11 protein-coding genes are annotated in these 10,816 nt (G+C 72.4%); 5 read left to right on the plus strand and 6 right to left on the minus strand.

The features are described 5' to 3' along the window. Both FNH05_RS21925 and FNH05_RS21930 read right to left on the minus strand, forming a co-directional pair. Positions 1-590, minus strand: a 590-nt coding sequence (locus FNH05_RS21925; protein WP_144590592.1) for an LON peptidase substrate-binding domain-containing protein, incomplete at its 3' end; no start/stop codon positions are given. Positions 591-644: 54 nt separating this feature from the next. Beyond that, on the minus strand, positions 645-1,304 hold the full coding sequence (locus FNH05_RS21930; RefSeq protein ID WP_222426676.1) for an NUDIX hydrolase: 660 nt from the start codon (positions 1,302-1,304) through the stop codon (positions 645-647). 109 nt (positions 1,305-1,413) lie between these two features. Here FNH05_RS21930 and nadA point away from each other — a divergent pair, with 109 nt between their 5' ends. From nadA to FNH05_RS21950, 4 genes are all read left to right on the plus strand, one after another. Beyond that, positions 1,414-2,424 carry a quinolinate synthase NadA gene (gene nadA, locus FNH05_RS21935; protein ID WP_144590594.1) on the plus strand — a complete coding sequence of 337 codons (1,011 nt, stop codon included), beginning with the start codon at positions 1,414-1,416 and terminating at the stop codon, positions 2,422-2,424. After that, positions 2,421-4,067 carry an L-aspartate oxidase gene (locus FNH05_RS21940; RefSeq protein ID WP_144590595.1) on the plus strand — a complete coding sequence of 549 codons (1,647 nt, stop codon included), beginning with the start codon at positions 2,421-2,423 and terminating at the stop codon, positions 4,065-4,067. The genes nadA and FNH05_RS21940 overlap by 4 nt, the downstream gene beginning before the upstream one ends. After that, the gene (gene nadC / locus FNH05_RS21945; protein WP_144590596.1) at positions 4,064-4,915 is read left to right on the plus strand and encodes a carboxylating nicotinate-nucleotide diphosphorylase; all 852 of its coding nucleotides are present in this window, start codon (positions 4,064-4,066) and stop codon (positions 4,913-4,915) included. Before FNH05_RS21940 ends, nadC begins: the two co-directional genes overlap by 4 nt. A 119-nt stretch (positions 4,916-5,034) precedes the next feature. Beyond that, positions 5,035-6,336 carry a sensor histidine kinase gene (locus tag FNH05_RS21950; RefSeq protein ID WP_144590597.1) on the plus strand — a complete coding sequence of 434 codons (1,302 nt, stop codon included), beginning with the start codon at positions 5,035-5,037 and terminating at the stop codon, positions 6,334-6,336. Between the two features lie 58 nt (positions 6,337-6,394). On the opposite strand, the gene FNH05_RS21955 is transcribed toward FNH05_RS21950, so the two are convergent. From FNH05_RS21955 to FNH05_RS21965, 3 genes are all read right to left on the minus strand, one after another. After that, a complete protein-coding gene (locus tag FNH05_RS21955) occupies positions 6,395-7,477 on the minus strand; it encodes a dihydrofolate reductase family protein (protein WP_144590598.1) in 1,083 nt (360 codons plus the stop codon). 99 nt (positions 7,478-7,576) lie between these two features. Next, a complete protein-coding gene (locus FNH05_RS21960) occupies positions 7,577-8,281 on the minus strand; it encodes a S1 family peptidase (protein WP_144590599.1) in 705 nt (234 codons plus the stop codon). Positions 8,282-8,386: 105 nt separating this feature from the next. Then, positions 8,387-9,448 carry a type VII secretion protein EccE gene (locus tag FNH05_RS21965; protein ID WP_144590600.1) on the minus strand — a complete coding sequence of 354 codons (1,062 nt, stop codon included), beginning with the start codon at positions 9,446-9,448 and terminating at the stop codon, positions 8,387-8,389. A gap of 85 nt (positions 9,449-9,533) precedes the next feature. Between FNH05_RS21965 and FNH05_RS21970 the strand changes: the two genes are divergently transcribed. Further along, positions 9,534-10,199 carry a LuxR C-terminal-related transcriptional regulator gene (locus tag FNH05_RS21970; RefSeq protein ID WP_144590601.1) on the plus strand — a complete coding sequence of 222 codons (666 nt, stop codon included), beginning with the start codon at positions 9,534-9,536 and terminating at the stop codon, positions 10,197-10,199. Here FNH05_RS21970 and FNH05_RS21975 read toward each other — a convergent pair. Further along, on the minus strand, positions 10,162-10,816 hold a 655-nt coding region (locus tag FNH05_RS21975; protein ID WP_342781593.1), incomplete at its 5' end, for a VC0807 family protein. The two genes, FNH05_RS21970 and FNH05_RS21975, sit on opposite strands and share 38 nt — an antisense overlap.

The following is a 10,816-nucleotide window of genomic DNA, read 5'->3' on the forward strand; positions in this document are numbered from 1 at the left end:
GGATGGGTCTCCTCGAGGAGTCGTTGCCGGTCGGGCAGCGGAAGCAGGCAGTCGGCGGCCAGCAGGTAGGCGAGCGCGGCGGGCGACGTCTCGGGCGGGGGCGGGGTCCACGAGGCGCGTTCCCAGGCCGATTCGCAGTAACGCCGGTAGGCCGAGCGGGCGGCGCTCGCCAGCCGTGAGGTGGCGTCGGCCGCCGCCGCGGGCAGTCGCTCGTCCGGCACCCATTCCACGGTCGCCATCAGGTACGGCGCCTGGGTGTGGTCGACGTCGAGCAGCCGGAAGCGCCGTTCGCCGTGGGTCAGGATGTCGAACCGGCCGTCCGGCAGGCGTTCGCTGTCGCGCAGCACGGCCGCGCAGCCGATGGCGTGTACGTGCTCGACCGACTCGACCTCCCGGACCATCGCCGTCCGGATCGCCACGATCCCGAACCGGCGGTCCGGCACCGTGCCGCTGAGCAGGTCGAGCGCGAGCTGGCGGTAGCGGGGTTCGAACAGGTGCAGGGGCAGGACCGCGCCGGGAAGTAGCACGGTCTGTAGCGGAAACAACGGCAGGGTCGTCTTTTCGCCGCCTTGCGATTCCGCGTCCTTCACGGGCTACACGCTACTGGGAATCACCCGGCTGTGCTCACCACCGCTTTCCGTAGCTCACCGCCGCCGGCCGCCACTCACCGCCGTTTTCGGCGGCGGCCGCAGGACCGCGAACGGGTCGGTCACCTGGATTCCCTCGCCGCTGAAGGAGAACAGGGCCGCGGGCCTGCCGCCGCTGCGGCCGGACGGGGCGGTGTGCCCGGTGGGTTTGAGCAGGCCACGCCGGGACAGCACGCGCTGGAGATTCGTGGCGTCGACGGAGTAGCCGAGTGCCGCGGAGTAGAGCTCCCGCAGCGCCGAGATGGAGAATTCCCGTGGGGCGAGGGCGAATCCGACGTTGGTGTAGCTCAGCTTCGACCGCAGCCGGTCGCGGGCGCGCAGGATGATGTCGCGGTGGTCGAAGGCGGTGCGGGGCAGCGCGTCCACCTCGTGCCAGCGGGTGTCCTCGGGGACCTCCGGGTCCACGTCGGAGGGGACCAGGCCGAGGAAGGCGGTGGCCACCACGCGGGGCCCGGGCACGCGGTCGGGTGCGCTGAACACCGAGAGCTGTTCGACGTGCGAGAGCTGGCGGACGTCCACCTTCTCGGCGAGCTGGCGGCGGATCGAGGTCTCCACGTCTTCGTCCGGGCGGAGCCTGCCGCCGGGCAGCGACCAGCGTCCGACGTGCGGATCCAGCGCCCGCCGCCACAGCAGCACCCGCAGTGTGGCGTAACGCACCTGTAATACGGCCGCCAGAACCTCGTGTGCCAGGGGGGCGCTGCTGTTAATATGACTGTGCATGGTTTTCGATTATAAGGCGAAAACTAGAGTGGCTCTAGGAGGGCCGATGGCGACGGCGATGGCGCAGGACTACCAGCCCTACGACGGGGTCGAAGCGGACGAGGTGTGGGCCGAAGAGGTCCGCAGGCTCGCGCGGGAACGCGACGCGGTGGTGCTCGCGCACAACTACCAGGTGCCGGCGATCCAGGACATCGCCGACCACACCGGCGACTCCTTGGCCCTGTCCAGGATCGCGGCGGCGAGCGACGCCTCCACCATCGTCTTCTGCGGTGTGCACTTCATGGCCGAGACGGCGAAGATCCTCGCCCCGGAGAAGACCGTCCTGATCCCCGACGCCCGTGCGGGCTGCTCGCTGGCCGACTCGATCGACGCCGCGCAGCTTCGTGCGTGGAAGGCCGAGCACCCGGGTGCCGTCGTGGTGTCCTACGTGAACACCACCGCCGAGGTGAAGGCCGAGACCGACATCTGCTGCACCTCGTCGAACGCGGTCGACGTGGTCGCCTCGATCCCGGCCGACCGGGAGGTCCTCTTCTGTCCTGACCAGTTCCTCGGTGCCCACGTCAAACGGGAGACCGGCCGCGAGAACCTGCACATCTGGGCCGGGGAATGCCATGTGCACGCCGGGATCAACGGGCCCGAGCTGGCCGAGCGCGCGGCCGCGAACCCCGGCGCCGACCTGTTCATCCACCCCGAGTGCGGCTGTGCCACCTCGGCGCTCTACCTGGCGGGCGAGGGCACCGTGCCGCGCGAGCGGGTCAAGATCCTCTCCACCGGTGACATGGTGCACGCGGCCAGGGCCACCAAGGCCGGTTCGGTACTGGTCGCCACCGAGATCGGCATGCTGCACCAGTTGCGCAAGGCCGCGCCGGAGATCGACTTCCGCGCGGTGAACGAGCGTGCCTCGTGCCGGTTCATGAAGATGATCACCCCCGCCGCCCTGCTGCGGGCCCTGCGCGAAGGCGCCGACGAGGTGCACGTGGACCCGGAGACCGCGGCGCGGGCCCGTGCCTCGGTGCAGCGCATGATCGAGATCGGCAAGCCGGGCGGTGGCGAATGATCACCGACGTTAGCGACCAACGGTCGAAAACCTGTGCGTGGGAGGCGCGGGCAGACCTGATCGTGCTGGGCAGCGGGGTGGCCGGGCTGACCGCCGCGCTGCGGGCACAGGACCTCGGTCTGCGCGTGCTCGTGGTGACCAAGGCGGCCGTCTCCGACGGCAACACGCGGTGGGCCCAGGGCGGCGTCGCGGTGGTGCTGGACGGTGAGCACGACGAGGGCGATTCGGTGGCCCGGCACGTCGAGGACACCCTGATCGCGGGCGCCGGGCTGTGCGAGCCCGATGCCGTGCGCACCATCCTGGATGCCGGGCCGCGTGCCGTGGAGTGGCTGCGTGGTTCCGGCGCCCGCTTCGACCCGGGGGCGAGCGGGCTGCTCGCCCGCACCCGCGAGGGCGGGCACAGCGCCTTCCGTGTGATCCACGCCGGCGGGGACGCGACCGGCGCGGAGGTCGAACGCACTCTCGTCGGCCAGGCGACCGGGCGGGGACTTCCCGTACTGGAACGGCATATCGCGGTGGACGCGCTGCTCACTCCGCTCGGTCAGGTGGCCGGGGTGTCGGTGCTGGACCCGGAGGGCGTGCCGGGTGTGCTGCGGGCGCCCGCGGTGCTCGTCGCGACCGGCGGCCTCGGCCAGCTCTACCAGGCGACCTCGAACCCCGAGATCGCCACCGGCGACGGCCTGGCCCTGGCTCTGCGCGCGGGCGCGCAGGCGGCGGATCTGGAGTTCGTGCAGTTCCACCCCACCGTGCTCTACACCCCCGGCGCGCGCGGGCGATGCCCGCTGGTGACCGAGGCGGTGCGTGGGGAGGGCGCGGTCCTGCTCGACGGTGCCGGTGCCCCGGTGATGCGGGGCGTGCACCCGCTCGGCGACCTCGCACCCCGCGACGTCGTGGCCGGGGCCATCACCCGCCGGATGGCGCAGGCTCCGGGCGGTGTCGACGATCACGTCTTCCTCGACGCGACCGGGGTTTCCTCGTTCGCGGAACGGTTTCCGACGGTGTACGCCGCCTGCCGGGCGATCGGTGTCGAGCCCGCGCGCGAGCCCATCCCGGTCACCCCGGCGGCGCACTTCGCCTGCGGCGGGGTGGTGACCGGCACGGACGGCCGCACCGGCGTGACCGGGTTGTACGCGGCGGGCGAGGTCGCCAGGACCGGGCTGCACGGGGCGAACCGCCTGGCCTCGAACAGCCTGCTGGAGGGGCTGGTCGCGGGCACGGCGGCGGCCGAGGCGGTCGCCGCCGACCTGGCGGCGGGTGTGCTCGCGGATCCGAAGCAGGGCAGGTCACGGCGGCCTCGGCCGGTGCCGGTCGTCGAGCGGGACGCGGTGCAGCGGGTGATGAGCCGGTACGCGGCCATCGGGCGCGACGCCGAGGGGCTCGCGGTCGTCGGCTCGGTGCTCGATCTGTCGACGAAGGAGGTCCTGGTGCGCACGCACCGGGACGTCGAGGACGCCGCGCTCACCCTGGTGGCGCAGGCACTCGTCGCCGCGGCCGCCCGGCGCACCGAGTCGCGGGGAGCCCATGTCCGCCTGGACTTCCCCGAACGCGACGACCAGATGTGGCGGCGCAGCCAGCTGATCCGGTTGAGCCCCTCGGGGCAGCCGGTGCTGGCGGATCCGGTTCCGGCGATGGGAGTGGCATGACCGACCTCGATCACGAGGACCTCCGGCGGGTGGTGGAGACCGCGCTGGCCGAAGACCTCCGGTACGGCCCGGACGCGACGACGCTCGCGACCGTGCCCGGGAACGCGACGGCGACCGCGGAACTCACGCCGAGGGTGAACGGCACGCTGGCGGGTCTTCCGGCGGCGCTCGCGGTGTTCGACCACGAGCTCGGCGGCGACTACGAGGTGCTGCGGGCGAGCCGGGACGGCGCCAAGCTCGTCGCCGGGGAACCGGCGCTGGTGGTGCGGGGCCCGGTGCGGGGACTGCTCACCGCGGAGCGCACCGCGCTCAACCTGCTGTGCCACCTGTCCGGGATCGCCACCGCCACCGCGGCGTGGGTGTCCGAAGTGGACGGTACCGGCTGTGCGATCCGCGATTCGCGGAAAACCCTGCCCGGACTGCGGTTGCTGCAGAAGTACGCGGTGCGCTGCGGCGGTGGGGTCAACCACCGGATGGGCCTCGGGGACGCCGTGCTGATCAAGGACAACCACGTGGTGGCCGCCGGATCGGTCACCGCCGCCCTGCGGGCCGCCCGGGAGCATGCCGCCGGCCTGCCGTGCGAGGTCGAGGTGGACACCCTCGACCAGTTGGCCGAAGCGCTGCGCGCGGGCGCCGACGAGGTCCTGCTGGACAACTTCGTGCCGGAGGACTGCGCGGCCGCGGTGCGGTTGCGGGACGAGGTGTCGCCCAAGACCCGCCTGGAGGCTTCGGGCGGGCTGCGGCTGGAAAACGCGCGAGCGTACGCCGAAACGGGCGTCGACTACCTCGCCGTCGGTGCGCTCACGCACTCCTCACCGGCCCTTGACCTCGGTATGGACCTTTCCTGACCTGCCCGGCACCGTTTCGGGGACGGTGCCGGGCACTCGCTCCCACACACTGATTGGTTTCCTTTGCTACCGTTTGGCAGGCAATCGGCAACCACCGGGGGGAGGGAGCACGGTGGACATTGACGCGCGGTCAGAACTACGTGGGCGCGTTGTTCCGGCGGGGCGCCCCCGTCCTGGCCTCCACGCCGCGGGAACTGCCCCCCGGCGTTGACGATCCGGAGCCGCTCGCCGCGGCCGGGAGGCTGAGCGCGCTGGCGCGCAGCCGGGTGGAGCCCGCCGACGACCCGCTGATGATCCGGGCGACGCGGTACGCGGTGCTGTTGCCGCTGGCCTACCGGCTGTGCATGCTCCCGGCCGCCTGGCTGTGGCTGGTGCTCGCCTTTCCCGCCACGGCCGTGCTGAACGTGATCGCCTGGCTCGGCATCGCGGGCAGCGCCGCGAGCATCCTCTGGGTGCTGCGGGTGCCCGACCGCCGCGGCCGCCGCACCCCGGTGCTGCTGGCCGCCGATGCCGCGTTCGCGCTGGTGGCCGCGCCGGTCGCGGCCTTCGCCTCGCCCGCCGCGCTGTACTGGCCCGGGCAGTGGGTGACCTTCGTGTACCTGACGGGCACGGTCGCGCTGTGGACCATCGGGCGCGGGGTGCCCGCCGGACTCCTCGTCGCGGCGCTCGGCGCTGCGATGGAGGGGGTGCTGCTGTGGGCGGGACCGCTGCCCGGGATCGGCGACGCCGAGTTCGCAACCCTGGTGAGCGGGGCCGCGATGCTCGTGGTCGCGGTGGTGGCGTCCGGGGGAGCGCTCCTGCTGATCGGCCTGGCCACGCGGCTGGCGCTGGCGATCGGGCTGCGCCTGGGGCACACCGCGGAGCGCGCCCGCGCCGAGCGGATCCTGCACGACACGGCCCTGCAGGCGCTGGAAGCGATCGCGCTGAGCACCTCCGCCGACGATCGCGATCCCCGCACGCAACTCGCCCGCGTGCGCGACGCCGCGCGTGCGCAGGCCCGGGAACTGCGGCGTGTGCTCGGCACGGCCGGTGCCCCGGACGGTCTCGCCGCCGAACTGGCCGCGGTGGCCGCGGAAATGGCCCGGGACGGTCTCAGTGCCGAGTTGTCGTTGTCGGACATCGGTGACGACCGGCTTTCCGAAGCACGCCGCGCGGCGATGCGGGACGCGGTGCGGGAAGCGCTGCGGAACACTCTCAAACACGCCGGAACGCGGGATGTGGTGGTGCGCATGGAGGAACGCGACGGCGGGATCGCGGTGGTCACCCGCGATCACGGGGCCGGATACGACGAGGAGGAGCGTCCGCCGGGGTTCGGGGTGAGCGAGTCGATGACGGCGCGGCTGGCCGAGGTCGGCGGCTGGTGCCGGATCGAGTCCCGGCCCGGCGACGGCACCCGGGCCACCCTGTGGGTCCCGCGCTGACCTTCCCCCGGGCGTTTCCCGTGAGGGGTCCCGTCACGGCAGCGCCGGGCAGCGCGGCTCAGCCGGTCCCCATGACGCCGGGGAGGTGGCGGTTCGTGGCCCGGACCAGCGGGGCCAGTTCCGGGATCTCGACCACCTCGCGCCCGGCGGCCAGGAGTTGTTCGGCCCCTTCGGCGTCGACGAACAGGTTCGGCTCGCGCCAGGCGAACACCACGCGCGGGATTCCGGCGTCGAGGATGTGCCGGGTGCAGGTGACCGGACGCGAGGCGCGGGCACTGCACGGCTCCAGTGAGCTGTAGATGGTGGCGCCGGCCAGCCGGGGGTCGGGGCCCAGCTTCGCCAGCGCGATCTCCTCGGCGTGGTCTTTCGGGTCGGTTTCGCCCGAATAGCCGGTGGACAGCACCCTGTCCTCGGCGTCGGTGATCACGGCGCCCACCCGGAACGTGGCCGAAGGCGGGCACCGTTCCGCGAGTTCGACGGCCTCCCGCAGCCTGCGATGATCGCGGGCGGCCTGGCCGAGCAGGTAGCGCAGGAGCACGACGTCGCCGAGCTGCCGCACTTCGGCCAGCATCAGCCTGCCCCGGGGAAAGGGGCCGGTGCCGAGGAACCGGGGTGAGTCCTCCTCGCCGACGAACAGCGGGGCCACCACCAGATGCAGTTCGTCGACGACGTTTTCGCGCAGGAACAGCGTGTGCACGCTGCCGCCGCCCTCGACCATCAGGCGGCCGATCCCCCGGTCCGCGAGGTCGGCGAGCAGGCGGTGAAGATCCAGCGGGTCACCGGCGTCGACGACGGTGGCCACCGGACCGAGCCGCGCCGTGGCCTCCGCCACCGCCGGGGTGGGCACGTAGACCAGCTTGCCCGCCGTGCCCGTGGTGAAGAACCTCGCGGCCGGGTCGAGCCCGCCACCGGTGCTGAGGGTGACCTTGACCGGTTGCGGGCCCGAGCGGGTCAGCAACCGGGGATTGTCGGTGCGGATCGTGTTCGCCCCGACCAGGATCGCGTCGGCACCGGCGCGAACCTGGTCCACCCTGGCGAAATCCTCCTCGCTGGAGAGCAGCAGCCGGTCCCCGCTCGTGTCGTCGAGACGACCGTCGAGCGATATCGCGGCGGAGGCCAGGACATAGGGGCGTTTGCGCACCCCAGCACTGTCCCATACGAAAACAATGAGCAGGGGCCGGGGTGCGCTCACCCCGGTATCGGGGGAATTGCGGTCGTCGAAACGACCGCGGGAAAATTCCTAGACGCCCGCGGTCTGCCGGATCCAGGAACGGCTGGCCGAGACCTTGGCGTAGTTCTGGGTGCCGTTGGTCTGATAGCCGGTGTTGTTTCCGGTGGAGCAGACGCCCACCTGCTTTCCATTGGCCAGCTCGGGACCGCCGGAATCGCCGTGCCAGGCCGAACCCGACACACCCTGGCTCGCGATCGCGGACCCGCCGTAGGCGTCGGTGCTCGTGCCGGTGACCCGCACGGTGGCGGTCTTGAGGGTGCTCGACGGCGGGTTGCTGCCCTGCGTGCGGCCCCAGCCGTAGATCTGGTTGGTGGACCCCGTCGCCGGGTCGCTGTCGGCCAGCTGCATGTAGGTGGTGCTCACCGAGGTGGCGAGGTGCAGCAGCGCGATGTCGCCGTCGGGTGAGGCGTACTGCTGGTCGACATCGGCGTCCACGCCCTGGCCGAGCGCCACGCTGCCCACCTTGACGTGCATTCCGGGGGAATTCAGGCAATGCTGCGCGGTGAGCACCCATTGCGGCGCGATGATGGTTCCGGAACATTCGAAACCGCCGTAGCTGGTGGCGTCGTCCCAGTACACCTGCGCGCCCCAGGGGGCGGAACCGACCGTGGTGCCGCCGATGATGAACGGAGTGGCCGCTTCGGCGCTCACCGTTGCCGTCGCGCCGGCCGCAATAGCCGCCGCCGTGAAAAGAACCGCGCCCGTCTTTCGCATCGAAAAACCTCCGGTGCCGAATTGTCGAAGGACGGGACGAAATGTATTGACGGAACCCGTGAAGGGGTACCTACAAAAGTCGGTCCAGTGGACGAATTGCGCCTTTTATCGCGGTAGGGCGAAAGGCAGCGTGGCCCGAACGGCCGCCTCGTGTCGCCCGTACAGCGGCACGGCGGGAAGGGACGGCTCGCGGAGCTGCGGGCGGCGCGTACCCGCGGGCCAGGCGACGCGGATGGTGACCTCGTCGCGGAGCCGGCCGCCGCGGGTGCGGCGGACCGTGTACGACACCGTGGTGCCCAGGGCGCCTTGCAAGTCGGCGACCGGTTCGACAGAAGCGCCGGGCAGCGGCATGAAGCAGGCCTGGCTCACAGTTCCCGCCGTCCACGAGCGCCAGCCGTCGGTGACCTCGGCGGTGAGCGGCGCCCCCAGCGTCTCGCGGAGTTCGGCGGCGAGTTCACCGGCTTCGAGCACGGTGCCGCCACAACCGGCGTCGTACAGCGCGCCCAGCACTCCCAGCGCCGCGCGGGCGGTGGCCCGCAGTTCGCCCAGTTCGCCCTGCCCGCGGGCGAACGCGGCGAGGGGCGCGTACCCGGGCTGGTACCGGACGGCGAGCAGGCAGGTCCGCCGTCCGGCGCGGGAACGCACGAGCACCTGCGCACTGCCCAGCGGGATCTCCAGGTCCTCGCAGGCCCGGCGCGCGATGGCGGTGACGGCCGGGAGATCCGGCTCCCCGGTCAGCTTCACCACCGCCGTCCAGCCGTCACCGATCCCGGCGATGCCGAAGCGGTTCCCCGCCCGGTCGGAGTGCTGGCGCAACCGCAGATCCGGGGCGAGCACGAGCAGCGGGTCCGTGGTGCGGCGGCGGTCGTCGTGCGCCTGCAGGCGGTAGGCGATCCAGGTGAGGGCCCAGCCCGCGAGATGGCGCCCGGCGACGCGGACCGACGTCGCCGCCACCACGAACAGCGCCAGCAGCGCGGCAGGCAGCACGGCCCCCGGGCCGTAGGCGCGGCAGGCCAGCGGGACCGCGAACGCCGCGACCTCCCACGCGGCGAGCTGCCCGAACCGGACCGGCCGCAGCCACGTGCGGCCCGCCGGCCTCGGCCTGCCGTCGCGGCGTCCTGGCCCGCCCCCGGCGATGCCGGGCAGCCGGGCATCGGCGGTGGTCATGGTCGACGCCCTTCTTCGCTTGCTGGTACAGAATAAGCGGATCGGCGGCGAGCGCTGTCGGCAAAAACGGCCACAGGAGGTCCCGATGTCCGGCGAGCCGCGGATCCGGGTTGGGGTGATCGAGGATCACCCGCTGTACCGGGAGGCCGTGGCGCGGGTGCTGACCGAGGCCGGGGACATGGAGGTCGGCGCCGTCGTCGATTCCGTCCCCGCGTTCGCCGCGTCGGGCCAGCCGCCGGGTTCGGTGGTGGTGCTGGACCTGAAACTGCGGGGGGTCGCCGACTCCGCGGCGGTGCACCGGGTGGCCGGGATGGGGCACCACGTGCTCGTGGTCTCCGCCCATGCCGGGCAGCACGAGGTCCTCGGTGCCGTCTCGGCCGGGGCGCGGGGTTACCTGTCGAAGGAGGCCGATGGGCCGGACATCCTGCGGGCGGTGCGGGAGATCGCCGCGGGGCACACGCACGTCTCGCCCACGCTGGCTTCGTACCTGCTCGACTCGAACCGCGGCGTGAAGAGCGTGCTTTCGGAGCGGGAGCGGCAGGTGCTGTCGCTGGTCGCCGCGGGCGAACGGGACACCGACATCGCCGTGGCCATGGACATCAGCGTCCGTACCGTCCGCTCCTACCTGGAACGCATCCGGGACAAGACGGGCAGGCGGCGCAGGCCGGAGCTGACCCGCCTCGCCATCGAGGAGGGCATCACGGCGGGCGAGTTCAGGCGGCCGCCGAGGCCGGGCCCAGGCGCAGGGTGATGCCCTCGCCGCGCAGCGCGCGGCGGAACCACACCAGCGAAACCACGATGGCCAGGCCGATCACGCTCCACGAACCCGCCGTCGAGACGACGAGGAAGTTACCCACGGTCGCCTTGGCCAGCATCCACAGCGTGGCCGCACCGTTGGTCAGGAACACCAGCGCCCACAGTAGGGACAGCCGCCGGAACACCCGGACCACGCGCGGATGTTCGCGGAAGGCGGCCGGGAACGCGCAGAAGTCGTCGGCCAGCTTCGCGATGAGCGGGCGGCCGGTGGGCACCGTGGCGACCAGCACGAACGCGATCAGGAAGTTCTGCAGGGTCGGCTGCAGGAAGTACAGGAAAACGCTGCCGGTGAGCAGGCCGAGGACCGTGCGGGCGACCAGGAGGCCGGTGGTGAGCAGCAGCACGGCGGGGATGGGGCGGCGCAGCACCACCCGGCGCGCCAGCGCCAGCAGGGACCACGACAGCGCCGCGATGAGGCCGCCGTCGAAGCCCACCACGGTGAGCATCAGGTAGAACAACCCGAGCGGCACGATCGTCGATTCGAGCAGGTGGGTGGCGCCCCGGCGCAGGAGCGAGCCGAAGGCGGGCAGATGGACCGTCAGATGTGGGGGC

The sequence above is a fragment of the Amycolatopsis rhizosphaerae genome (assembly GCF_007713715.1).
Taxonomy (GTDB): Bacteria; Actinomycetota; Actinomycetes; order Mycobacteriales; family Pseudonocardiaceae; genus Amycolatopsis_E; species Amycolatopsis_E rhizosphaerae.